This is a genomic window from Bradyrhizobium sp. USDA 372, from assembly GCF_053629095.1.
In genome coordinates this window covers 6,929,289-6,952,627 of the sequence record NZ_JBRJHR010000001.1, presented here as the reverse complement: position 1 = coordinate 6,952,627, position 23,339 = coordinate 6,929,289, and the positions used below count along the sequence as shown (strand labels likewise).

The 23,339-nt window shown below is 63.9% G+C and carries 19 protein-coding genes and 1 pseudogene; 7 read left to right on the top strand and 13 right to left on the bottom strand.

All coding sequences use genetic code 11. The annotated features are described in order from the left end of the window. Positions 1 to 98: 98 nt before the first annotated feature. The gene (locus AB7M16_RS32455) at positions 99 to 2,594 is read left to right on the top strand and encodes a GAF domain-containing protein (protein WP_439363718.1); all 2,496 of its coding nucleotides are present in this window, start codon (positions 99 to 101) and stop codon (positions 2,592 to 2,594) included. Positions 2,595 to 2,597: 3 nt separating this feature from the next. Here the strand turns inward: AB7M16_RS32455 and AB7M16_RS32450 are convergent, their stop codons facing one another. The 5 genes from AB7M16_RS32450 to AB7M16_RS32430 all read right to left on the bottom strand — a co-directional run bounded on the left by AB7M16_RS32450 (position 2,598) and on the right by AB7M16_RS32430 (position 9,521). Beyond that, positions 2,598 to 4,181 (bottom strand): MDR family MFS transporter, encoded by a 1,584-nt coding sequence (locus tag AB7M16_RS32450; RefSeq protein WP_453946461.1) that lies wholly within the window; start codon positions 4,179 to 4,181, stop codon positions 2,598 to 2,600. 194 nt (positions 4,182 to 4,375) lie between these two features. Then, positions 4,376 to 5,698 (bottom strand): hypothetical protein, encoded by a 1,323-nt coding sequence (locus AB7M16_RS32445; RefSeq protein WP_439363719.1) that lies wholly within the window; start codon positions 5,696 to 5,698, stop codon positions 4,376 to 4,378. Between the two features lie 11 nt (positions 5,699 to 5,709). After that, entirely contained in the window at positions 5,710 to 7,731 is a 2,022-nt protein-coding gene (locus tag AB7M16_RS32440; protein WP_453946460.1) for a S8 family peptidase, read from the bottom strand. Positions 7,732 to 7,742: 11 nt separating this feature from the next. Then, positions 7,743 to 8,876, bottom strand: coding sequence for a patatin-like phospholipase family protein (locus AB7M16_RS32435; protein ID WP_453946459.1), 1,134 nt, complete (start codon positions 8,874 to 8,876; stop codon positions 7,743 to 7,745). Positions 8,877 to 9,011: 135 nt separating this feature from the next. Next, entirely contained in the window at positions 9,012 to 9,521 is a 510-nt protein-coding gene (locus tag AB7M16_RS32430) for a YcgN family cysteine cluster protein (protein WP_453946458.1), read from the bottom strand. A 292-nt stretch (positions 9,522 to 9,813) separates the two neighbouring features. Between AB7M16_RS32430 and AB7M16_RS32425 the strand changes: the two genes are divergently transcribed. The 4 genes from AB7M16_RS32425 to AB7M16_RS32410 all read left to right on the top strand — a co-directional run bounded on the left by AB7M16_RS32425 (position 9,814) and on the right by AB7M16_RS32410 (position 14,452). Continuing rightward, positions 9,814 to 12,090 (top strand): transglycosylase domain-containing protein, encoded by a 2,277-nt coding sequence (locus tag AB7M16_RS32425; RefSeq protein WP_453946457.1) that lies wholly within the window; start codon positions 9,814 to 9,816, stop codon positions 12,088 to 12,090. A gap of 9 nt (positions 12,091 to 12,099) precedes the next feature. Next, entirely contained in the window at positions 12,100 to 12,678 is a 579-nt protein-coding gene (locus AB7M16_RS32420) for a DUF1214 domain-containing protein (RefSeq protein ID WP_172784217.1), read from the top strand. Further along, positions 12,675 to 13,259, top strand: coding sequence for a DUF1254 domain-containing protein (locus AB7M16_RS32415; RefSeq protein WP_172784216.1), 585 nt, complete (start codon positions 12,675 to 12,677; stop codon positions 13,257 to 13,259). The genes AB7M16_RS32420 and AB7M16_RS32415 overlap by 4 nt, the downstream gene beginning before the upstream one ends. 410 nt (positions 13,260 to 13,669) lie before the next feature. Continuing rightward, positions 13,670 to 14,452 (top strand): sulfite exporter TauE/SafE family protein, encoded by a 783-nt coding sequence (locus AB7M16_RS32410; protein ID WP_453947288.1) that lies wholly within the window; start codon positions 13,670 to 13,672, stop codon positions 14,450 to 14,452. Positions 14,453 to 14,459: 7 nt separating this feature from the next. Here the strand turns inward: AB7M16_RS32410 and AB7M16_RS32405 are convergent, their stop codons facing one another. From AB7M16_RS32405 to AB7M16_RS32370, 8 genes and pseudogenes are all read right to left on the bottom strand, one after another. Then, on the bottom strand, positions 14,460 to 15,068 hold the full coding sequence (locus tag AB7M16_RS32405; protein ID WP_260382929.1) for a class I SAM-dependent methyltransferase: 609 nt from the start codon (positions 15,066 to 15,068) through the stop codon (positions 14,460 to 14,462). 60 nt (positions 15,069 to 15,128) lie between these two features. After that, positions 15,129 to 15,977: an SDR family NAD(P)-dependent oxidoreductase gene (locus AB7M16_RS32400; protein WP_172784214.1), complete on the bottom strand. Its 849-nt coding sequence runs from the start codon at positions 15,975 to 15,977 to the stop codon at positions 15,129 to 15,131. A gap of 121 nt (positions 15,978 to 16,098) precedes the next feature. Then, the gene (locus AB7M16_RS32395) at positions 16,099 to 17,115 is read right to left on the bottom strand and encodes an AraC family transcriptional regulator ligand-binding domain-containing protein (protein WP_453946456.1); all 1,017 of its coding nucleotides are present in this window, start codon (positions 17,113 to 17,115) and stop codon (positions 16,099 to 16,101) included. A gap of 9 nt (positions 17,116 to 17,124) precedes the next feature. Beyond that, positions 17,125 to 17,956: pseudogene (locus AB7M16_RS32390) on the bottom strand (oxidoreductase). Between the two features lie 186 nt (positions 17,957 to 18,142). After that, positions 18,143 to 18,613, bottom strand: a complete 471-nt coding sequence (locus AB7M16_RS32385) for a DUF2147 domain-containing protein (RefSeq protein WP_453946455.1) — start codon at positions 18,611 to 18,613, stop codon at positions 18,143 to 18,145. 211 nt (positions 18,614 to 18,824) lie between these two features. Beyond that, complete coding sequence (locus AB7M16_RS32380; protein ID WP_453946454.1) at positions 18,825 to 19,325, bottom strand: GlcG/HbpS family heme-binding protein; 501 nt, start codon at positions 19,323 to 19,325, stop codon at positions 18,825 to 18,827. Positions 19,326 to 19,353: 28 nt separating this feature from the next. Continuing rightward, the gene (locus AB7M16_RS32375) at positions 19,354 to 19,947 is read right to left on the bottom strand and encodes a family 16 glycoside hydrolase (protein ID WP_453946453.1); all 594 of its coding nucleotides are present in this window, start codon (positions 19,945 to 19,947) and stop codon (positions 19,354 to 19,356) included. 150 nt (positions 19,948 to 20,097) lie between these two features. Continuing rightward, a complete protein-coding gene (locus AB7M16_RS32370; RefSeq protein ID WP_453946452.1) occupies positions 20,098 to 20,982 on the bottom strand; it encodes a DUF1259 domain-containing protein in 885 nt (294 codons plus the stop codon). Between the two features lie 460 nt (positions 20,983 to 21,442). On the opposite strand from AB7M16_RS32370, the gene AB7M16_RS32365 reads away from it, so the two are divergent. Both AB7M16_RS32365 and AB7M16_RS32360 read left to right on the top strand, forming a co-directional pair. Next, complete coding sequence (locus AB7M16_RS32365; protein ID WP_453946451.1) at positions 21,443 to 22,525, top strand: Cj0069 family protein; 1,083 nt, start codon at positions 21,443 to 21,445, stop codon at positions 22,523 to 22,525. A gap of 132 nt (positions 22,526 to 22,657) precedes the next feature. Beyond that, positions 22,658 to 23,065, top strand: coding sequence for a GFA family protein (locus AB7M16_RS32360; RefSeq protein ID WP_453946450.1), 408 nt, complete (start codon positions 22,658 to 22,660; stop codon positions 23,063 to 23,065). The last annotated feature ends 274 nt before the right edge of the window (positions 23,066 to 23,339 follow it).

The window sequence follows — 23,339 nt, the reverse complement described above, 5'->3', positions numbered from 1 at the left end:
CCGGTGCGGGGCATGGCTGCGAGCGCTGGCTCCGGCCGCGAAAGATGTGATAATCCGGCCCGGTGCCGCGCACGTCGCGGCATCAAGCTGGATGAGGAATGACCACGCTTTCGCACGACATCGAGGAACTCGAACGCCAATTGCAGTTGGCCGCGGCCGAGAATGCGCAGCTACGCGCTGAGCTTGCGACTGCGCGGGATCGCCAGAGCGCCAGCGCCGAGATCCTGCGCACCATCGCGGCATCGCCGTCCGATGCGCGGCCGGTCTTTGCGGCGGTCGCCTCCAGCGCGAAGCGCCTGCTCGGCGGCTTCTCCGCCACCGTGCTTCAGTTCATCGGCGACGAACTGCACCTCGTGGCGTTCACGCCGACCAGCCCGGAGGCGGACGCAGGGCTGAAGGCGTCGTTCCCGCGCAAGATCACGGACTTCCCGACTTTTGCCCTCGTGCGCGAGGGCGAGACGATCCAGTTTCCCGACAGCGAGGCTGCCGACGTTCCGGAACTGAACCGGGAGCTGGCGCGGCTGCGCGGCTTCCGCAGTGTGCTGTTCATGCCGCTGATGAACCGGGGCGCGCCGGTCGGCATGATCAGCGTCACGCGCGCCGTAACGGGCGCATTCGCGCCCGACCTGGTCCAGCTGCTGCAGACCTTCGCCGACCAGGCCGTGATCGCGATCGAGAATGCACGCCTGTTCAACGAGACGAGAGAGGCGCTCGAACGCCAGACCGCGACGGCCGACATCCTGAAGGTGATGGCGGCCTCCCCGTCCGACGTGCAGCCGGTGTTCGAGGCGATCGCGACCAATGCCAACCGGCTGATCGGCGGCTTCTCCACCGCGGTGCTGCGCTATATCGACGGCGCCGCGCACCTCGCGGCATTCACCCCGACCGATCCGACCGGCGATCGCGTGCTCCAGGCCTCGTTTCCGGTGCGGTTCGCGCAATTCCCGCCCTATCAGCTCGTGGCCAATGGTGCCGCGGCACAATTGCCCGACACCGAGCTCGAGCCCGCCGCGCGCGACATCGCGCGCGCCCGCGGCTATCGCAGCATGCTGTTTACGCCCCTGATGAGCGAAGGCGAGGCCATCGGCATCATCATCGCGACGCGACGCGCGACCGGCAACTTCGCCGAGCATCATGTGCGCCTGCTGCAGACTTTCGCCGACCAGGCCGTGATCGCGATCAAGAATGTCAGCCTGTTCAACGCCACCAGGGAAGCACTTGAACGTCAGACTGCGACTGCCGACATTCTCAAGGTGATCGCGGCTTCACCGTCCGATGTCACGCCGGTGTTCCAGGCCATTTCCGACAGCGCCAAGGCGCTGATCGGAGCGCATTCCTCCACCGTCACCCGCGTCGTCGACGGCATGCTGCATCTGGCCGCCTTCACGACCGACAATGATGCCGGCAATGCGGATCTGCTGAGCTCATTTCCGACACCCTTGTCATCGTCGGGCATTCACAGCCGCGTGGCGACGAGCGGCGAGTTTGCCTTCCGCAGCGACATGCAGAACGAGCCTGGTCTGACCGAGGCCATGAAGGAGCTGGCGCGAACGCGCGGTTATCGCAGCATCCTGGTGGTGCCGATGCTGCGCGACGGCGTTGCGATCGGCACCATCGCCGTGACACGGCGGGAGCCCGGTCATTTCCCGGACAAGGCGATCAACCTGCTCAAGACCTTTGCCGATCAGGCCGTGATCGCGGTCGAGAATACCCGACTGTTCAACGAAGTTGCGACCCGCACCAGCGAGCTCGCCCAATCGCTCGATGATCTGCGCGCCGCGCAGGACCGGCTGATCCAGACCGAGAAGCTGGCATCACTGGGCCAGCTCACGGCCGGCATCGCGCACGAGATCAAGAACCCGCTCAACTTCGTCAACAATTTTGCCTCGCTGTCTGCCGAGCTGACCGAGGAGCTGAACGAGGCGCTCGCGCCGGTCCCCCTCCCCGAGAACGTCCGCAGCGAGGTCGACGAGCTGACGGGGCTTCTGCAGGACAACCTCGGCAAGATCGTGCAGCACGGCCGCCGCGCCGATTCCATCGTCAAGAACATGCTGCTGCATTCGCGCGAAGGCGTCGGCGAGCATGGGCTGAGCGACATCAACGCCCTGGTCGAGGAAAGCCTCAACCTCGCCTATCACGGCGCACGCGCCGAGAAGCCGAATTTCCACGTGACGCTGAAGCGCGAGCTCGATCCCGCGGCCGGACACGCCGAAATGTTTCCGCAGGAGATCACCCGCGTGCTCCTGAACCTGATCTCGAACGGCTTCCACGCGGTCACCCGGCGCAAGGCCGACGGCGCCGCCGGCTACGAGCCGATGGTGACCGCCGCGACGCGCGACCGCGGCGACCAGATCGAGATCTCCATTCGTGACAACGGCACCGGCATTGCCGACGACGTGAAGGAGAAGATGTTCAATCCGTTCTTCACGACCAAGCCGGCCGGCGAAGGCACCGGCCTCGGGCTGTCGATGACCCACGACATCGTCGTGAAGCAGCACGGCGGCACGATCGACGTCGCAACGGAGCTCGGTGCGTTCACGGAGTTCACGATCCGGCTGCCGCGGAAGAGCGGCTTCCCGGACGCAGGCCGCTGAGCCTTACTCGGCCATCTCGACGGGTTGCTTGGCCGAGGGTCCGGCCAGCGGGCGCTCCTCCATCGCGATCAGGCACAGCGCGGCTATCGTCATCAGTGCGGTGGCGGCGCCGAAGACGTAGCGGAACGCATGACGCATGTCGTCGGCGGGAATCGCTACGCTGCCTGCGGCATGGTGCTCGCCGGCGAGCGGGATGTCGGTGCCGAGCGCGATGAGCAGGATCGCGGCGAAGGCCGCCACCGTGAACGAGGACATCAGCGAGCGGAAGAAGTTCATCGCGCCGGTGATGGTGCCGACTTGCGGACGCGCGACCGAGTTCTGCAGCGAGACCACGCAGACCGGGAAAGTCGTGCCGAGACCCAGCGCGAACGCGGCCATCAGCAGCAGCAGCCCCCACAGCGGCAAGGTGGTGACCGTGAGGCCGAGGCCGCACAGCGCGGCCCAGGACGTGCCGATGATGGCGACGCGCTTATAGTGCTTGGCCCGCGCCATGGTGCGGCCGGCGACGGCGGCGCCAACGGTCGAGACTGCCGCGAGCGGGATCAGCGCAAGCCCCGCCTCGCTGGCGCTCAAATGGTAGACCTGCTCGTAATAAAGCGGCAGCTGCACGGTGAGGCCGGTGATCGCACCGAGCCCGCAGCCGCCGGCGGTCAGCGCGAACGGCGCCACCGATCCCGTCAGCAAGGGCAGCGGCAGGAACGGCTCGTCGGCCCGCCGGGCGTGCCACACGAAGCCCACCGCGAGCGCGACGGCGCCGCCCACCATCGCCAGCACCGTCGGCGACAGCCAGGGATAGCGCGTGCCGCCCCAGGTCAGCACCAGCATGAAGACCACGGCGGCGGCCATCAGCAAGACGCCGCCGAGCCAGTCGACCTTGCGCTTGCGATGGAACACCGGGATCTTGCTCATCTTGGGCAGCAGCAATGCGAGCGCTGCGGCCGCAAGCGGCAGGTTGATCCAGAAGATCATCGACCAGTGCAGATGCTCGGCGAACACGCCGCCGATGACCGGGCCGAGGATGCCGCCGACCATCCAGACGCTGGAGAAATAGGCCTGATACTGCCCGCGCTCGCGCGGGCTCACGACGTCGGAGATCACGGTCTGCACCACCGGCATGATGCCGCCGCCACCGAGGCCCTGAAGCCCGCGTGCCAGGATCAGCATCGGCATGTTCGGCGCGATCGCGCACAGCACCGAGCCCGCGACGAACAGGCTGAGCGAGATGATGATCATGACGCGGCGGCCGTAGATGTCGCTGAGCGTCCCGAACACCGGCGCGACCGCGGTCGAGGCGAGCAGATAGGCGGTGATCACCCAGGAGAGATTGGAGACGTCCTGGAACTGGCGTCCGATGGTCGGCAGCGCGGTCGCCACGATGGTCTGGTCGAGGGCTGCCAGGAACATCGTCAGCATCAGGCTGATGACGATGGTGCGGACCTCGTCGGAGCTCAGCGGCACCGGCGGGGCGATCGACGGCGCGTCGTCGACGCTGATGACCTCGCTCGGCAGGCGGGACAGCTCTTCGGCAATATCGTCGGGCAAGGCCTGGATGTCGGCAGAATTGCTCTGCCGGTCGAACTTGTTCATCTCGATCGGACGTCGTGACGCGGCGCAACGCCGCGAAGGATTCGTTCTATGCAGGCAATGTAGAGAGGAAAGTTCTTCCCAGGCAGGCACCGCGGCGCATGGGTGCATCCCGCCGATGCATCCTCGCGGTTCCGGGATCGACAGAGCCGGGCCGTATTGAGGTACTGCTTGGAGCCTGAGCGCCCCCGAGCCCACTAAAGCCTGATGGGGTCCAGCAAGTTGATCAGATGTGGTTTGCCGGGATCAACGATGACCACCTTCTTGCCGAACTTGGGATTGCTCTGGAACAGAGCGCCGAGGCTGTGCTTTTCCGGCGACCAGTTTTCTCGAACCGGCTTCTTGGTCGCCGGATTCTTCTTCTTGCGCGCCTTCTCCTTGGCCTGCTCCTTTTCCCAGTCGGCTTGGCGCTCGATATCTATCTCGTCAATCGGATAGGTCAGGTGGATTGTGTATTCGGCGTCGACGCCCCGCGCTTCCAGCAGCATTTCCAGCGTCTCACGTTCGGGATTGCCGTGTTCGCCATCACCCGAGAAGACGTAGTGGTCGGCAGGCAGGCGCTCGAAAAAGACCTGCTCCAGATTGTTGGAGCTGCCGTGATGCGGCACCTTGAGAAGATTGACGTGGCGCGTCTTTCCGGGGGCAAGCAACCTGGCCAGCTCAAGTCCCTCCAAGACCTTGTCACCACGCGCGTCGCCGGTCAGCAGCATGCACTTGCCGCCCATTTCGGCCAAAACGACGATGCTGGAGAGATTGGGCACCGACTTGTCGACGAATGCCGCCAGCATTGCTTCCGGGCTTTTCTTCCCCTGCTTTTGCTCCCGCAGCCATTTGTCATGGGCTTCCTGTAGGGCCAGCAATTCCGGCTGCATCGGTCCGGCCACGGTCATCTTGAGGCCACCATCCAACATGACCGCGTCCGTATCCTCGGTCGCGAGGATCAGCTCGCCGTCGAATTTGTGGTTCAGTTTCCACTGCCGACGCGCCGGCGAGCGTCGCTGCAACACTTCCCGATCATCACGCAATTGACGGCCCTGCGATATGCCGGCGAGAACATCCACTGTCTGATGCACCTCTTCCTCGTCGGATTCTTCGTCGGGCTCGATTGAGTCAAAATCCGGCCTTCGCGCAGTGCCTGCCTCGAATGACGCCGGCCCAAACCCGGACAACAGTTCTTCAGGCGCAGTCGTGAGCAGATCGTCAAAGCTGTTGTGCCACAAGCTGGCGACCTTGAGACGGAGATCGGGACTGTTCCCCAGCTGATCCGCCGTTAGTTCGAGAATGCCCCTAATGTGATCGTCGTCGATGTGACTGACCATCACAACGTCTATCGGCAAGGGATCATTCGGCTCCAATTCGCGCGAACGGTGAATCTGCGCGATTCTCGGCGCCAGATGTGGCTTATAGACCTTGGCAGGTCCTCCATCGATCAGCATCAGGTGCGGATCGTCAGCTGTTCCGAAATGAAGGATCAGGCAATCGCCCTTGCGGGCGCGCAAGACGTCAAGGCTAAAATGCATCGCATTCCTCCTCAGATCGATTGAAGTGCCCGCAACACGTCGAGCATGCCGTGCCCCTGAAAGCTGCGCTCGCGGCCAAGATCCGTCGCGCTGTCGCACAGGATGCGTTTGACTCGGCGCGGTTGCCCGATCAGCTCTTCGTATCGGGCGAGCAGCATCGCCGCGGCTCCGCTAACCATGGGAGCCGCCATGCTGGTGCCCGATTCCGGAGCCCAATCATCATTCGGAACGGTCGATAGAATCCGCTCACCGGGCGCGACGAGATCCGGCTTCGCGCGGCCATCGCCGGTCGGACCGCGGCTCGAGAAGAAGCTGACTCCGTATGTATGCGGCCAATTCCCGTGGGTCGATCCAACGGTGATGACGCCGTCGGCATTTCCGGGATCGGTGATACTGAAGGCGGCATAATTTTCGAACGGACCATCCTTCGTTTCGAATTTCTGAAAGCCGCGATTGCCTGCTGCGGCCACGACCACCACTCCGCTTTCGACCAAACGTTCGCATTCGTTGCAAATCGGCGTCCGCCCACATGCAAAATTGCGCACGTTGTGCGGAATTGAGAGGCTGAGATTCGCGCCGTGAATCGTGATGTAGTTATGCCGCTCGTTGACGTAACGGATGTATTGCATGGCAGCGATGACGGCGAACTCGGTCTCCTCAAGGCTCGCACCCAGCACGCGGAAATCGTAGAGTCCGATGTCCGGGCACATGCCGCCAGCGTATTTGCCGTCCTTCTGGTCCGCTCCGATGATTCCGGCAACGTGGGTCCCGTGCGAACTGGGCAGCTTTTCAGATTTGTCGTTTGGATCCGGCCTCTTGACCGTGATCAGCCTTTCGACGGTCGCCCAGTTGATGGGGCGCTCCTTCTCGAAGTCTTCGGCAATCTTCTCCAGGCTGACGTCCACCTCGGCTTCAGAGAGCCCGGACGCTCGGATCAGCTTCTCGCGGGTTTGAGCATCGACGTCACCCGTCTCACTGCTAACGATCTCGCGAATATTCGTGAAGTCGAAGATTTTCCTGACACGCGACGCCGGCTTCTCGCCGGACGTCATGAACGCGTCGTGATTGTTCTGAATACCGGAATCAAGAACTGCCCAAACGATATTCTTGCACTGGACGTTGAACAGCGACCTCGCAGCGTCGGCCTTGACCGCAGGCACCGACCGATCGAGCGCGGGAACGGCCGATCGGTTGAGCGATACCTGGAAAATACAAGCTGGTCTTTCTTCCGCCGGCTCGCTCCTGGCATCGACGATGTCGTTCTGCTGCCGAACGTTCTCGTCCGCCTTGACTACCTCATAAAGTGCAAACATGCCGGAGAGAATCTCGTCGGCGTAGTCCCGGTATCGTTCCAATGCCTGCTCAAAGGTCAGTGGCTCAAGCGGTTCGTCCCAACCGACGGGACGTTCCAGCTTGCAAATCCAGTAGATCAATCCGGCAAGCGCGATATACCTTTGGAGCGACGTGGCATTGTCCAATGCGCGTTCGCGCGGCGCGTTGGACCTCCTCGGCCCTTGCTGGAGCAGCTTTTTGATCGTCCCCTGATTGTCGCCGGCATCTACGCCTTCGATCCTTTCGGCCACCTTCGGCTCGCGCCACCATTGTGTCCGCGGTACCAGGATGCGGAGCACCTGGTCGAAATAGAGCCGCGCACCGACGAGCCCCTGCAAATAGGCGACCTTGGCCTTTGTTGGAGGCCGGCCAGGCGGGGCAGATTCGACCGGCAGTTTCAGCGCGCCTGCGATGGTACGGGCCACGCTCACCGCGGTCGCATTTTTGTGCGGCGTAATCAGAACGTCCTGGGCGATGCCCGGATCGAGAGCGTAAGCCGCCCAGACATCGCCGAGCAGCGGCGAGTCCTGCAGCACGCGCCTGTCGTCGCGGGGACCCAGGAGGATGTGTTCGACCACTTCGGGCGGAATAGAGAACTGCTTGGGTCTTCCGTCGGCCGAGACCGGCCAAGTCGGCCCGCGGCTTTTGGGTGTGCCGCTTTGCGGTTTTGCGCGCCGCTTACGCCCCTTGTCGTCCGCCATTGTCGTCTTCCTCAGACACCGGACTGCGGATAGGGAAAGGCAGGCGCTGGCCTGACCGCCGCAACATGCTTGCGCAGGGCCGCATCACACACGGCGTAGCCCCAATTGATCAATCTTTCCTGCGTCGTCGCGTCCAGCCGTTTCAGACGTGTCGGCACCTCCGCAAGCTGCAACGTACGCTCGAAAGGACACGGCAGAGCATCGGCCAGCCCGTAGTCCGCGATGTCGGTGCGGATGCCCCAATAGGCGCCCTTGCGCGTTCCCGACTTGAAGGAGTCGATGACCTGCCGCTTGCGCAGCGAACGCACCTGATTGTCGATCAGATTGAGGACGCGGTAGGAATGCCGGGGCCAATCCGTCTCCGGTTGCTCTTCAGCCTCTATCTTGCCGCCGGCATCGCTGACCAGAACCGTCTGGTGGCGCTTCCATGCCGTCTCAAGGCCGAGATTGTCGTAGACGCCGCCATCGCTGAGAACGACGCGCGTGGTAAATGGAGGCCGCTGCAGGTCGAGTCCCGTACCGGGCACGAAATCGCTGTCCTTGAGACGCAATTCGAATGGAGAGAGGACCGGGGGAAAAGCGGAGGAAGCCGCTACGGCTTGCGCCAGCGGAATTTTGGGATTCTTCACCTCGCCGACGCGGTAGTCGCGCATATAAGGCTTCATGAAACGCCAGAGCGCGCCTGATTGCACGTTCGTTGCATTGATTACGAAGCGCGGCCCGTCAGGCATGTCCTGCAGTGTCTTGCCGTGAAACAGGTGATCGTCGTACGCCTCGGCGATACGATCACCGATGCTGCCTGGCAACAGCGCCCCCAGGATCACCGACTCGGCATCGATCGTGACGCCTGCGAAGGTGCGCAACGGCGCGACAAATTTCGGAATGAAATCGCTGTTGATGCTGCCAGGTTTGAAGCTGAGCTCGGGCCACGCCAGCGCCAACATGCCAGCAGTGATCGACCCACCGGAAACGCTCGATATGCGCTCGATGTTCTGCAGCAGTCCCGTTTCGTACAGCCGCCACAGGACGCCGATATGAAACACCATCGCGCGATATCCTCCGCCGGAAAGGCAAAGCGCAGTGGTTGGTTCTATTGGCTTGTTCTCGTCGTCCGTCGGTATCGGATCAACCGGATCAGTATTCATCGGACCCCCAAAAATTCTAGGGTACCTCAATCATTCAAACAACCTAAGTATATCCAGATCAAAATCTACAACCAGAATATCACCTCAACCCGTGAATGTGAAGCGTATCTCCGTGCGACCTCTACGCACAGCCGTTCAAGGTCGCTTCTTCAGACGCGCCCGTTTCGGCAAGGTCGCCGGCCAGTGCACGATGTGGTCCTCGAGCTTCTCGTCCGGGACCTCCTCCTCGCTGCCCTCGACGCGGCCGCGCACGGAGACGCCGGCTTCGTGCACGGTGTTGGGGTCACCCGAAACCAGCGGATGCCACCAATAGAGGTCGCGCCCTTCGGCGACGAGCTTGTAGCCGCAGCTCGGCGGCAGCCAGTTCAGGGTGCGGACATTGGCCGAGGTCAGGCGGACGCAGTCCGGAACCTTGTCGGAGCGATTCGGATAGTCCTTGCAGGCGCAGCTCATCCCATCGAGCAGCTTGCAGCCGATATGGGTGAAGTAGATCTGCCCGGTGTCCTCGTCCTCGAGCTTGTTCAGGCAGCAGCGGCCGCAGCCGTCGCACAGGCTTTCCCATTCGGCCCCCGACATCTGTTCCAACGTCTTGGTTTTCCAGAAGAATCCTTCCTGTCCGGAAGGTCGTTTGGGAGCTGCGGTCATGCGCCTCAACAACGGTTCGAAAGAGCTACGGCAACGCCATCTAGGGCGCGCCGCGGCAAGGGTGCAAGCGAGGCCCCTTTGAGGCCCGTAATGAACCGGGGTCAATTAGGCCTGTTGTTCAAAATCGCGAGCGTGACCATTGGTTTATGGGGCCCGCTCGGCTAGAAGGAACAGCAAGTCCCTCGGATGCTGGCCGGGCGCCTCGGGTTTGCCGCAACATTCCCGCAAGACGTCTCGAGGCCGCCCCGGCCGGGTGCTTGAACGCTTTCGAAGCAAGCCTCAAGGGTTCTAGGTGCGCCAGATCATACCACCGCATTGGAAACAGAGGATCCGGAATTTCTTCCTGGATCTCGATGCGCGCATCGACTCCTCGCTGTTCTCCTCGGCCAAGGGCATCCGCGAACTCTACGAGCGCTACTCGACCTTCATGGACCGCTTCTATGTCGGGCGGTGGAAGCGCTGGGTGTTCATCGAGCCGCTGTCGGAGGCCGCAACCCTCGGGCTCGGCGGCCTGGTCGTGATGCTCACCCTCGCCATTCCCGCGTTCCGCGAGACCGCGGACGAGGACTGGCTGAAGAAGTCCGACCTCGCCGTGAGCTTCCTCGACCGCTACGGCAACCCGATCGGCAGCCGCGGCATCAAGCACAACGATTCGATTCCGCTGGAAGACTTTCCGGACGTGCTGATCAAGGCGACGCTGGCGACCGAGGACCGCCGCTTCTACGAGCATTTCGGCATCGACATCGCCGGCACCGCGCGCGCGCTCGTCACCAACGCGCAAGCCGGCGGCGTGCGCCAGGGCGGCTCCTCGATCACCCAGCAGCTCGCCAAGAACCTGTTCCTGAGCAACGAGCGCACCATCGAGCGCAAGGTCAACGAGGCCTTCCTCGCGATCTGGCTGGAATGGCGCCTGACCAAGAACGAGATCCTCAAGCTCTATCTCGACCGCGCCTATATGGGCGGCGGCACTTTCGGCGTCGACGGCGCGGCGCATTTCTACTTCAACAAGTCCGCACGCGACGTGACGCTGGCGGAAGCGGCGATGCTCGCCGGCCTGTTCAAGGCGCCGACGAAGTATGCCCCGCACATCAACCTGCCCGCCGCCCGCGCCCGCGCCAACGTCGTGCTCGATAACCTCGTCGATGCCGGCTTCATGACCGAGGGCCAGGTGTTCGGCGCCCGCCGCAACCCGGCCTTCGCAGTCGACCGCCGCGACGAGGCCTCGCCGAACTATTATCTCGACTACGCCTTCGACGAGATGCGCAAGCTGGTCGACACCTTCCCGAAGTCCTACACCGAGCGCGTCTTCGTCGTCCGCACCGCCATCGACACCAACGTGCAGAAGGCGGCGGAAGACGCGGTCGAGAACCAGCTGCGCCAGTTCGGCCGCGACTATCACGCGACGCAGGCGGCGACCGTCGTCGCCGATCTCGACGGCGGCATCCGCGCCATGGTCGGCGGCCGCGACTACGGCGCCAGCCAATTCAACCGCGCCACCGACGCCTACCGCCAGCCCGGCTCCTCGTTCAAGCCCTACGTCTACACCACGGCGCTTTTGAACGGCTACACGCCGAACTCGGTCGTGGTCGACGGTCCGGTCTGCATCGGCAATTGGTGCCCGCAGAACTATGGCCATTCTTATTCCGGCTCGGTGACGCTGACGCAGGCGATCACCCGCTCGATCAACGTCGTGCCGGTGAAGCTGTCGATCGAGATTGGCCGGAAGAGCGAGCCGAAGGCGCCGAACCCGGCCAAGGTCGGCCGCGCCAAGATCGTCGAGGTCGCGCGCCGCTTCGGCCTCAAGGCGCCGCTGCCCGACACGCCCTCGCTGCCGATCGGCTCGGACGAAGTCACCGTGCTCGAGCATGCGGTGGCCTACGCGACCTTCCCCAACCGCGGCAAGGCGGTGACGCCGCATTCGGTGCTCGAAGTGCGCACCGGCGCCGGCGACCTGGTCTGGCGCTGGGACCGCGACGGACCGAAGCCGCGGCAGGCGATCCCCGCCTCCGTCGCCGCCGACATGGCCGGCATGATGAGCCACGTCGTCAGCGAAGGCACCGCGCGGCGCGCCGCGCTGGACGGCATTCCGACCGCGGGCAAGACCGGCACGACCAATGCGTATCGCGACGCCTGGTTCGTCGGTTACACCGGCAATTTCACCTGCGCAGTGTGGTACGGCAACGACGATTACTCGCCGACCAACCGCATGACCGGCGGCTCGCTGCCGGCGCAGACCTGGCACGACATCATGCTCGCCGCGCATCAGGGCGTCGAGGTCCGTGAGATCCCCGGCATCGGCATGGGCCAGAAGCTGCCGCCGCAGCCGATGGCCGCGCACGCCAGTGCGGCGCCGAAGGTGCTGGAGACCAAGCCCGGTCCGCCGCCGGTGCTGACCAAGCGCGGTGCCGACATCCTGGTGCGCGTCGAGAAGCTGCTGGATGATGCGGCCAAGGCTGCGAACAAGTCGACGGCAAATGACGGCAAGCCGTCCTCGTCGACGAGCGCGCTCGCCTTCCCGCAGAATTATGCGGAAGAGAACGCCAACACCTCCGCCCCGCGCAAGAACTGATCGAAACCCGTGCGGCTGATCCTGATCACATTGACGGCGCTTCTTCTTGCGACAGTCGTCGGCGTCGGCGCGACGTGGATGACCACGACGCGCGGCACCGAGATCGGCGCGCTGACCATCGGCGCCTGGACCGCGCGGCCGCGCACCGGCACCGCCGACGTCGACCCCTATTCGCGCGCCACCATCGTCCGCAACGGCGAGCTGCCGATCGGCACCGGCGACGGCGTCGCCTTCACCGCCACCACTGACGACAAGAAGAAGGCGCTCGACGGCCGCTGCGACGTGATCGTGTCCGGCGTGACGCCGCCGGCGCGGTTCTGGACGCTGACGCTGTACGACCGCAAGGGCCACCTCGTCGCCAACTCGCTGCAGCGCTACGGCTTCACCAGCCAGGAGATCGTGCGCTCGTCCGACGGCTCGTTCGAGATCCGGATCGCCTCGCGCTCGCGCGCCGGCAACTGGCTGCCGACCGGCGGCATCGAGCGTTACGCATTGATGCTGCGTCTCTACGACACGCCGGTCGGCGTTGCGACGCGCACCCAACGCGATGCGCCGATGCCGAGCATCACAACGGTGGGCTGCTCATGATCCGGCTCGTCTTCACCATCGTTGCCGGCGTGGTGCTGGGCCTCGTGGTCCATCTCGTCAGCGTGCTGGCGCTGCCGCGGATCGCCACCCAGGATGCCTATTCGCGGCTGACGCCGATGACCAGGGTGAACGCCGTCACCCAGCTTCCCCTCGCCGATCCCAACAATTCGCCGATGCCGTTCATGGATCCGGCCTTCGCGCTGGCGATCTGCCGCTACGACCTGTCGGGCGGGCCGATCAAGCTGACGGTGCCGGTGAGCCAGGCCTACACCTCGGTATCGTTCTACACCCGCAACGAGATCGCCTATTACGCCATCAACGACCGCTCGGCGGGCCGCAAGGTGATCGAGCTCGACCTGATGACGGAGGCGCAGCACAACGAGCTGCCGGAGGACGAAGAGGTCACCGCGGCCGACCGCCTGATCATCGATTCCCCAACCACGACCGGCCTGATCCTGATGAAGGCGCTCGCCCCCGAGCCCGGCCTGATGCAGCAGGCGCAAGGCTCGCTTCAGGCTGCGACCTGCGCTCCGCAGACCGAGCCGCCAGCCAAGGCCGAGGCGCCGCGCGGACGGCGGTGAGCGCGGCCGTTTCGGCGAGCTAGAACAAAAGTGCGAAAACAACCCCATGCACAGTAGCGGGGGTGTTGAAATCATTACGCTCTTCGGATCGGTGATGTTGAGGCTGCTGGCCGTGCGTGCGCCGCTCTTTGACTCGTCGGGCAAAACAGGGGCATACTGGCATCATCGAGAGTTCGTCACACCCGCGCGGAGCCATCCGTCGCGGGTGTTTTCATTTGGGGGAGCACGGAGCGCCATGCTTCGACAGTGGTTCTCTGAAGCCAAATCAATGCGCGTTTGCAACACGCAAAATTCTGGACTACGCTTTAGCTCAGCCCCACGCCCTGCCGTAAGCAGGTGTGAAGCTCCCCGCCACGACGGATTACGGGCAAGCTTGATTTTGCGCATTGGCGCATTTTTCTGTCGTGTCCATGCGAAACAATTCCGCCGCGTTCGGCTCGGGCGCAATCATCGGCACTCTGGGCGGCCTCATTGGTCTTGGTGGCGCGGAATTTCGGCTGCCGCTGCTCATCAGTCTATTCAGGTTTCGCGGCCTTGAAGCCGTGGTTCTCAACAAGGCGACGAGCCTGATCGTGGTGGCGAGTGCGCTGCCGTTTCGCGCAGGCGCCGTTCCGTTCGACGAGATACATGCCCATTGGCCGATCATCTTGAACCTGCTGGCGGGCAGCCTTGTCGGCGCCTACGCCGGGGCGTCCTGGGCGACGCGTCTCGAGTCCGGGACGCTGTACAGGATCATTGCCGTCCTGCTGCTCGTGATCGCGGGCATGCTTCTGTTCGCACACGGCAACGAGGCCGCGATCACTCCGGCGCTGACCGGCGCGAGCCTGATCGTCGCGGGCATCGCAGCGGGCTTTATGATCGGGATCGTGGCATCGTTACTCGGCGTTGCCGGAGGCGAATTCCTGATCCCCACCCTGATCCTGTTGTTCGGCGCGGACGTGAAGCTGGCAGGAAGCCTCTCACTGGCGGTGAGCCTGCCGACAATGCTGGTGGGATTTGCGCGCTATAGTCGCGATCAGAGCTTTTCGGTGCTGCGCGCGAATTGGCGGTTCATGCTTGCAATGGCGATTGGATCCATCACCGGCACATTCATTGGCGGCCTGCTTCTCGGCATCGTCCCGAATTCGATTCTTCTGCCGGGATTGGCTGTGATCCTGGTCGTTTCGGCAGTGAAAATCTGGCGGCACGAGTGAGACGGCCTCAGGCATAAGGCGTTCCGGCCTGCGATTGCAACTGCCGTCGCCGACGGATGCGATAAACCGATGCCGGCGGAATATTGAGCGCGGTTCGCCCGACCAGGCTTGCCTTCAGCCCGAGACGGTCGAGGATGGGCCGGGGCACCGGGCAGCGCGGTCCGTAGGTGAACTGATAGAGCGTGCCGCCCTCCTGCATGTGGCGGAAGGCGCCCGTCAGGATCGCGATCACCTTGCGCGGCGACATCGACAGGAGCGGAAGGCCGCTGACGACGGCCGCGGCTGGCGCCATGAACGGCTCGTACTGACTTAGCTGGCGCGCATCCATCCAGAGCACGCGCGCTCTCGGGAAGCGCTCCTGCAACAGGCGGACGAAATCCGAACCGTATTCGATCAGCAACAGGTCACGCTCCGCGACGCCGTGCCGGAGCAACGCCTTGGTGAAGATCCCGGTGCCCGGCCCGAGCTCGATCACCGGCCCGGTCCCGGGCACGATCTCCTGCGTCATCAGCCGCGCCAGTGACTGGCCCGATGGCGCGATGGCGGAGACCTGCCAGGGGTTGGACAGGTACGAGCGGAAGAACTGGAAGAAGTCTGCAACTGCGGTCGCGTTCATTGCGATCCTCTGTTTCCCGCTGGCGAAGGGAGCGATCCTGTCCGGAAAGGGCTGGTGCGACTACGATGCGATGTTGTGTTGCCGGGCCTCGCCCTGAGCCGCGCTGGAAAGGGGTTCCCACGCTTCCCACATCGCGAGGCGATCGGCATAGGCGGCCCGGGCGCGCGGCAGACCTTCGGTTCCGACAAAGAACCGCAATGGCGGATTCTCGGCGTCGACGATCTTCAGGATCGCATCGGCCGTCGCCTCCGGCTCACCAAAATCCAGCTTGGCGCCGGCGGCAAACACCTCCGCCCGCGTGTTGCTGTAGGCGTTGATGACGGGCGCGATCCTGAGCGAGGCCGTGCTGGCGAACCCCGTCGCATAGGCGCCAGGCTCGAGCAGCGTGACTTTCAACCCGAAACCCTTGACCTCCTGGGCCAGGCTTTCATGGAGAGCTTCGATCGCGAATTTCGAGGCGTTGTAGAACCCGGTGATGGGCCCGGCGACGATGCCCGCAACGCTGGACACGCCGATGATGTGGCCGCTGCCCTGCCGTCGCAGCAAGGGGAGCGCGGCCTGGATGACGCGAAGGGTGCCGAAGAAATTGGTGTCGAACTCAGCACGGACATCGGCCTCGTGTGCCTCTTCGATCGCCCCGACCAGCGCGTAGCCGGCGTTGTTGAGCACGACGTCCAGCCGTCCGAAATGCGCGTGAGCCCGGGTCACGGCATTCTGCACCGCATGGGCATCGGTCACGTCCAGGGCGATCGGCAGCACGGCATCGCCGTAGACTTCCGAAAGATCGGCCACGTCAGCCAGAACGCGGGCGGTGGCAGCCACGTTGTCGCCGCGCTTGAGGGCGGCCTCCGCCCAGACGCGGCCAAAGCCGCGGGATGCCCCGGTGATGAACCAGACTTTGCCAGACATGCGATATCCTCGATCGATTGAGTTGGGCTTACTCGGCAAGTCCTATCCTCGCCGGCCAGGATCGGCATTGGCGAGGTGCGCCAACGAAGTTGCCGGAGACGCCAAAAAGACGCCGCAGCGGTCAGTGAATCTTGCTGCCGTGCAGCTCGCGCCAGCGGCTCGGCGTCACGCCTTCCCAGTACCGGAAAGCGCGATAGAACGAGCTTGCGTCCTGATAACCCAGAAGGCAGGCGACCTCGTCGATGTCAGCCGTCGGATCCGACAGAAGCTGCCGCCCGAGCTCCTGACGCGCCTCGACGAGGAGCTCGCGGAAGCTCGTACCTTCCTCGGTGATGCGGCGCTGAAGGGTCCGCTCGCTCAAGCCGAGATCGCGCGCGACGTCTGACAATTCCGGCCGCCCGCTCGCAAGGCTCCGCTTGAGGACGACCTTCACCTGCTCCCTGACGGAGCTGCGCGCTTCCAATTCGCCCAAGGCCGACGCCAAGGCCGGCGTCAGGATCTCGAGCAGCTCCTTGTTGTGTCCGGAAAACGGACGATCGAGGTCGGCGGATTTCAGGACCAGCAGGTTCCGCGCCGCGCCATAGCGGATTTGGCATTCGAAATAATTGTGGTGGACGTCGTTCTTGGGGCGAGGACGAACAAGCTCCACCCGCTTCGGTGTCAGATGCAGTCCCGTCCCGCGGCGCCCGAGTTCGACCAATGATGCGAAGGTCACGTCGATCGAAATCGCGGGCTCCGACTCGGTTGCGTACGGCCACTCCGTCGTGACGACGCACTCGTCCTTGCCATCGTCGACGTGCAGCTGCTCGGGCGAGCACAACCGCTTGAAGCGCGCGAGGCGGTTCAGTCCATCGCGATAGTCCCTTGCATAGAACGCAGCGAGGCTCGACGGCGGATGCACCGCCGTCTCGACGCTCTGCACCAGCATCAAGCCGAGCCCCGGCTCCGGCTTCAGCTCCTCCAGCGCTCGCCAGAGCGCAAAATATTGCACCGTGGTGACCTGCCCCTGATCGTTCAGGTGCAAGGTCGCCGGCAGCTTCGCCTGCCGCAACAGCACGGCCGGCGGCACGCCGATGTGTTCAACGGCCTGCCAAAAGGCCCGGGGAATCTTGCACCTGTCCGCCGCCGTTCCACTCATGACTGAACCTTAGCGCATCTGGCTCATGATGACGCGATCGAACATGCGATCGCCGAACCATTCGCGAATCTTGATCATGGGAAGCGCATATTTGCCTGCAACGTAGCGCGTGCGCGGCTTCGGCTCCGTCACCGCCCTCGACACGATGTCGGCGATGACGCTCGGATTGGTGCCGCGTCCCTGTCCATAGGCTTTCACGGGTCGATTTCGCGACCGCCTGGGTCAGTTTGGCGTAAGGGCCTTCACCCGATCGTTTGAGCAGGCCATTGGCGACCACATCGCCGAATCCCGTCTCGATCAGGCCGGGCTCGACGACGACGACCTTGATGCCGAATGGCGCCAGTTCAAGCCGCAGGCAGTCGGACCAGCCTTCCAGCGCATGCTTGGTTGCGTGGTACCAGGCGCCCAGGAGCGTGTAGATCTTGCCGCCCATCGAGGTGATGTTGACGATCGTGCCTGCGCGCTTCTCGCGCATCTTCGGCAGCAGGAGCTGCGTCAGGCGGGCGGCGCCGAACAGGTTCACCTCGAACTGGTAACGCGCCTCGTCGATGCCGACCTCCTCGACGGGACCGTATAGGCCGAAGCCGGCGTTGTTGACGAGCACATCGACCCCGTCCACCTCGCGCAGGATGGCATCGACCGCCGCCTGGATGTCGGCCTCGCTCGATATGTCCATGCGCAGGGACCGCGCCCCGAGCTTGACGAGGTCATCCATCTTGTCGACGTGCCGCGCGGCGACGAAGACCTGAAAGCCGTCCTTGATCAGACGCCGTGCGATTTCCTTGCCCATGCCGGAGGAGGCTCCGGTGACGAGCGCCGTTCTTTTCGATCTGTCGAACATGTCAACCTCTCTTCGTTCCGATCCTTATCCTGCCGCCTCCTCGGTACGGATTGACTGACCAAGCGCGCCAATAGACTTGCACAACCCGCCAATCCTGGCGATCACTTAAACCGCTGTATTCGCAAGAAAAAAAGCGCGGTCCGGGCGACCGCGCTTCGGTAGAACGGCTCGATATTGGCGGAAGCCCTACCCGCGAACCCGGTGGAATGTGCGGGTCTGTCCCATCGCCGGCAGGCCGAGATAGCCTCGCAGATGCATCTTGCCGTCCTTGACGGCTGCCTTGCAGTTGTAGGTGCGTCCCGATGAGGCGTCATAGATCGAGCCGCCGCTCCACTCGCCATTTTCCCAGTGCAAGCCCGTGATGAAGACGATGTTCTTTAGCGACCGCGAACGCAGCGCGGGGTCAGGGTTCTTGGCGTCCTTCTTGAAGGTGACGTTGTCCGCCTCGACGATCTCGTTGCCGTAGAGCATGCGCGCCTGGAATTCTGCGCCGGCCTTGAACATGTCGAGCTTCACAGTGCCGTCGTCTGCCTCCCAGGTCCCGACGATCGCGTCGGGCACCGGCGCCTCGCCATGCGCCATCGGCATCAATCCGATGTTCAGGGTCGCCATCAGCAGGAAAATGGCGGATCGACGGGAAAGCGGGAATGATTGCATGGTCTGTTCCTTGATCTGCGGTGGGCAGGAGCGATTAGGCCGCTCGCTGGTCTCGCAGGTGTCTAGATTTCAGGAACAGCGTTGGCAGCGGCAGAAGGCGCCAGCGGGATTGCGAGACGTGCCAATCAATGACGCCGCGCCCGGCGACGCGCCTCGATCGCGTTGCAGACGGACACGTATACTTAGCGGATGATCTGAAATCCTTCGCCCTTCAAAACTCCAGCTTGTCACGAATGGCCTCGATCCCGGCTTTCGCGCACGCTTCGTCCGCGTCACCGCCCGGAGCGCCAGAGACGCCGACCGCTCCGACCAGAGAACCGCCGGCTTCGACGATCAGCCCTCCGCCTATGATGACGGCTCCGGGAAGACTACGAATGCCTGACTGCATCATGCCGGGCTGGCTGATCGCGTTCAGTTCGGTCGTGCTGGTTTTGAACGACGCCGCCGTCCACGCCTTGCCGGATGCCGTCGAGGGCGTGTGAGAGCCAGCGAAGCGATCGCGCAGCATCACTTGGGTGATACCGAAGCGATCGACGACGGCGACGGCAACCTGATATCCACGGCTGCGGCAGCTATCCAAAGCGGCGCGCGCGAGATCCAGCGCCAGCTCCGGACTCAGCGATTTGTAGGCGACGAGGGTCTCTTCCGCCCGCACTGGGCCGACAAACGCAGCCAGCAGAATCGTCGCGACCGACAGACGGCGAAAGCTCATGGTCATCTCCGACAGAGGTGGACAATTTCTATTTGGTCTCACCATATGTCAGATCATCGAACAAGGTCACGCTATCTGCCTTGGTCCACAGGCCGATCATGCCGGCGTCCGTGATGGTGGCGTCCTCCACCTCGAATAATGGCTTTCCGTCAAACATCACCTTGAAGCGATTTCCCGCGAAGTCGCAACGCAGCGCGTGCCATTGCCCGGATGGCACCGGCGTGTTGACGCCGTAGCCACCCTTGCGTCCGACGATCTCCAGCGAACTTCGTATGCCCTTGATCGTCTTGTAGAGCACCACGTTGTCCTCCAGCGCGTTTGCCCGGACGACGTAATAATTGTCGGCGTCCTTGGCACGCCAGATGATTCCCGCGGCGCGATCCTCGGACCCGGACACCGCCTTGAACTTCACTTCAACGAAGCCGTTGCGGATGTTGCTATCGCTCTTGATGGCGACCGGAAAAGTCGCGCGTCCGGATTGCTTGAGGACGTTCGGCTTGCTCGGCGCTGTGGGCTCCGCCTCGACGGTCCATTTCGGTTCACCCTTGCCTGTCATCGTGAGAGTCCAGCCTGCCGGCGCCGTTCCAGCGGGAGCGTTGTCGAAATTCAGGGTCTCGGCCATGGCGTTCCCTCCCATCAGCAAAGCCAGCATAAGAGCCAGGATGAGACTGGCCCGTGCGGACGACCACAACCGAAAGGCCAAAGCGGCGCGCATCGTCGGCTGTTCCAACGTCAGACATTCAATCATTGAAACGCCTCACGGTGCTTTGGCTCAGCTCTTGGTGCTGGCGGTCTTCTCGATCGCCGCACGCAAGCCTTCGGCAAGCTTGACCGCGTCGTCGTTGGCCCAGAAGTGCATGAAAAAGAGTCGCGGCTGTTCGTTCAGCATGTGGCTGTGCAGCGCCGTCACCTCGATGCCATGTGTCCGCAGCGCCACGATGACCGGATTCACCTCGTCGCTGGTCAGGACGAAGTCGCCCGTGATGGCCGCCTTTCCGCCGCCGGTCGGCTGGAAATTGATCGCGGTCGCGACGCCCATCGCACCGACCGGCGTCAGCAGCATGCCGTCTTCGGAGACAGGGTCTCGCCGTTTGACGTTGAACTGGTAGACGCCGCCATTGGCCTGCCCCTTGACGCCGATGATCTGATCGAGCTTCGCCGTGTCGAGATCGATGGAGGGCGAGTTCGCTGCCGCGGCGACCGTCAGGGGCGTCTTGCTTTCGGCGAGGGCATCATGGATTGCCGACGCCAGCTTGACCGGGTCGCCATGTCCGGTGACGTGCATGTAGAAGGTCGCCGGGCTTGCGCGCAGCAGATGGTTGTGCACGGCGGTGATCTCGAGACCGCTCGCAATCATCTTCGTCATCACAGGGCTGACCTCGCTCTCGAGCAGCACGAGGTCACCCATGACCATGGCTCCGCCATGCGCGGGCTTGAACGCGAGCCAGCCGCCAAGCGCCAGCGCCGGCTTGATCGTGACGCCATCCAAAGTCACGGTGAGATCGGTGCGCGGAAAGCCGTAGCGATGGACATCGTCCGCAACCATGGGCTTGCGGCCCAGTGTCTCATCGACCTTTTGCCAGTCGATGCCCTGCGCGTGAGCGCTCGTGATGAAGCAGGCAGCGACGCCTATCAGTGCCGAAACAGTCTTATGCATGGATCAGCTCCCTTGAGCTCTGGGTGTGTCCCTGCCCCAGGTGACGCTGGACATGTGGGGCCGGCTCCGGCCGTTCCGCCAGACACAGCGGACTCGCCGCCGAGGCGCATGCCATGGCGATTCGGCGGCCGGAAGCTGGCAAGTCGGGCGGATTGTGGAATGGAGCTGCGGTGTGATGACATGCTGCGCCCTTGGTGATCAGGACGCGATGCTTGGGCATGTCGCCTCGCGGGGAGATCGCACATCCCCGTCGCGCCGACTAAAAACCCGCAAGACCGGGCTGTCAACCGGCGCACGGCCGCGCCACGTCACGAAGAGTTGCCCCTGCGAAAGGAACTCGCCAGCCCATCTTGAAACGACGAGGCGGTTTCACATACATTCTCCGGGTGGGGACGATGCAGACTCCCCGTGAGACCCAGGTCCAAGCTCTGCGCAGCACGCAAATACGTGGAGCTTGCGCATGGACACCGAACGTCATTCCCCTCCCCTCCGAACCATAGCCATCCTCTCGCGCGGCGACGTTGCCGCGCGGCGCGAGGCGACGGCGCAGAACAGCCGCTTCGTCCGCGTCTTCGAAGCGCTCGCCGCCGCGGGCATCGAAGCCTTCCCGGCGATCTACGACGAGAGCTTTGCGGGCGCGGTCCGCGACCAATTGCTCGCAGCCGACGGCGTGCTGGTCTGGGTCGATCCGATCCACCAGGGCAAGACCCGCGCCGAGCTCGACGCCCTGCTGCGCGACGTCGCTGCGCAAGGGCCATGGGTGAGCGCGCATCCGGACATCATCCTGAAGATGGGCGTCAAGGAGGTGCTCTACCGAACACGGCATTTGGGCTGGGGCGCCGACACGCACCGCTACGACAGCGCGGCAAGCTTCCGCAGCCAGTTTCCGGCGCGCCTTCGTGCCAGCGGCCCGCGCGTGCTGAAGCAGAACCGCGGCAATGGCGGCCAGGGCGTCTGGAAGGTCGAGGCCCTGCCCGACAGCCAAGGCATGGTTCGCGTGCTGCATGCGCAGCGCGGCAGCATGCCCGAGGACATGCCGATGGACGCCCTGCTCGCACGGTGCGAGCCTTATTTCGGCTGGGGCGGCTGCATCATCGACCAGGCGTTTCAACCGCGCCTGCCCGACGGCATGATCCGGTGCTACATGAGCGGCGCCAAAGTCGCCGGCTTCGGACACCAAAAGATCAAGGCCCTGATCCCGCCGCCGCCTGAAGGACCGGAGGCGCCCGAGGCGCAGCCCGGGCCGCGGATCATGCACGGGCCTGATGCTCCGCAATTCCAGGCGCTGCGGCGGTCGATGGAGGACGAATGGACGCCGCAGATGATGGCAACGCTCGGCATCGATGAGCCCTCGTCATTGCCGGTGATCTGGGACGCGGACTTCCTGTACGGGCCGACAGATGCGGCCGGCGCGGACACTTACGTGCTCTGCGAGATCAACGCGAGCTCGTGCTTTGCGATCCCCGAGGAGGCGCCGGCGGCGATCGCGCGGACGGTGAAGCAACGCCTCCTGCTACCTCAGAGTACACGGGCGCGAACATAGCCTCGTCGGCGGAGCCGCATTGGCAGCAGCTGTCAGGCGACAGTAGGACGCAATCGCGAATTGACTGCGTTGTTGAAGCCACCAGGCGCGAGAGCTATCGATTTGAAAACTCGTGTTCGATCGGAGGAACGCATGAGCACCATGAAGGGCGGCTGTCACTGCGGCGCAATCCGTTACGAGGTCGAGGGCGAAGCAATCGTGCACGCGCTGTGCCACTGCCGCGATTGCCGGCTTCACGCCGGGGCTCCGGTCGTCGGCTGGACGATGTACCCGGACGGCGCCGTCAAGGTGACCAAGGGCGAACCTAAGGTTTACCGCTCCTCGGAACACGGACGACGGCACTTTTGCGGCGAGTGCGGAACCGGACTGTTCTACGTCAATACCAACATGATGCCGGGGATCATCGACATCCAGAGCGCGACCTACGACGATCCCGAGGCGGTGCCCGCCACGATGCAGATCCAGGTCGCCGAGCGCCTGCGCTGGATGGAGCATGCGCACGAACTGCCGGCGTTCGAGCGCTATCCGCCACAGCCATAGGCTAGCATCGCGCTGCACCGTCTAATGTGTCCCCCGCACAGCACCAAGGCAGCCCCCAAGGCTATCGCATACGACTTGTAGCACGGCCGGTGCGCACGCCTCGTCCTTCGAGACGGCGCTTACGCGCCTCCTCAGGATGAGGCTCATCGGCATCAGTGTTCGTTGAAACCGCTGCCGCGCACTCCGCCCTCATCCTGAGGAGCCCGCTGAAAGCGGGCGTCTCGAAGGATGGCCGCAGGGAAGAGCTCTCAATGGATAGCCCCCGCACAGCCCG

Excerpts from the sequence above, each read along its gene's own strand:
- AB7M16_RS32455 (WP_439363718.1), top strand. The coding sequence starts at position 99 with ATGACCACGCTTTCGCACGACATCGAGGAACTCGAACGCCAATTGCAG.
- AB7M16_RS32450 (WP_453946461.1), bottom strand. The coding sequence starts at position 4,181 with ATGAACAAGTTCGACCGGCAGAGCAATTCTGCCGACATCCAGGCCTTG.
- AB7M16_RS32445 (WP_439363719.1), bottom strand. The coding sequence starts at position 5,698 with ATGCATTTTAGCCTTGACGTCTTGCGCGCCCGCAAGGGCGATTGCCTG.
- AB7M16_RS32440 (WP_453946460.1), bottom strand. The coding sequence starts at position 7,731 with ATGGCGGACGACAAGGGGCGTAAGCGGCGCGCAAAACCGCAAAGCGGC.
- AB7M16_RS32435 (WP_453946459.1), bottom strand. The coding sequence starts at position 8,876 with ATGAATACTGATCCGGTTGATCCGATACCGACGGACGACGAGAACAAG.
- AB7M16_RS32430 (WP_453946458.1), bottom strand. The coding sequence starts at position 9,521 with ATGACCGCAGCTCCCAAACGACCTTCCGGACAGGAAGGATTCTTCTGG.
- AB7M16_RS32415 (WP_172784216.1), top strand. The coding sequence starts at position 12,675 with ATGATCCGGCTCGTCTTCACCATCGTTGCCGGCGTGGTGCTGGGCCTC.
- AB7M16_RS32410 (WP_453947288.1), top strand. The coding sequence starts at position 13,670 with ATGCGAAACAATTCCGCCGCGTTCGGCTCGGGCGCAATCATCGGCACT.
- AB7M16_RS32405 (WP_260382929.1), bottom strand. The coding sequence starts at position 15,068 with ATGAACGCGACCGCAGTTGCAGACTTCTTCCAGTTCTTCCGCTCGTAC.
- AB7M16_RS32400 (WP_172784214.1), bottom strand. The coding sequence starts at position 15,977 with ATGTCTGGCAAAGTCTGGTTCATCACCGGGGCATCCCGCGGCTTTGGC.
- AB7M16_RS32395 (WP_453946456.1), bottom strand. The coding sequence starts at position 17,115 with ATGAGTGGAACGGCGGCGGACAGGTGCAAGATTCCCCGGGCCTTTTGG.
- AB7M16_RS32385 (WP_453946455.1), bottom strand. The coding sequence starts at position 18,613 with ATGCAATCATTCCCGCTTTCCCGTCGATCCGCCATTTTCCTGCTGATG.
- AB7M16_RS32380 (WP_453946454.1), bottom strand. The coding sequence starts at position 19,325 with ATGAGCTTTCGCCGTCTGTCGGTCGCGACGATTCTGCTGGCTGCGTTT.
- AB7M16_RS32375 (WP_453946453.1), bottom strand. The coding sequence starts at position 19,947 with ATGGCCGAGACCCTGAATTTCGACAACGCTCCCGCTGGAACGGCGCCG.
- AB7M16_RS32370 (WP_453946452.1), bottom strand. The coding sequence starts at position 20,982 with ATGCATAAGACTGTTTCGGCACTGATAGGCGTCGCTGCCTGCTTCATC.
- AB7M16_RS32365 (WP_453946451.1), top strand. The coding sequence starts at position 21,443 with ATGGACACCGAACGTCATTCCCCTCCCCTCCGAACCATAGCCATCCTC.
- AB7M16_RS32360 (WP_453946450.1), top strand. The coding sequence starts at position 22,658 with ATGAGCACCATGAAGGGCGGCTGTCACTGCGGCGCAATCCGTTACGAG.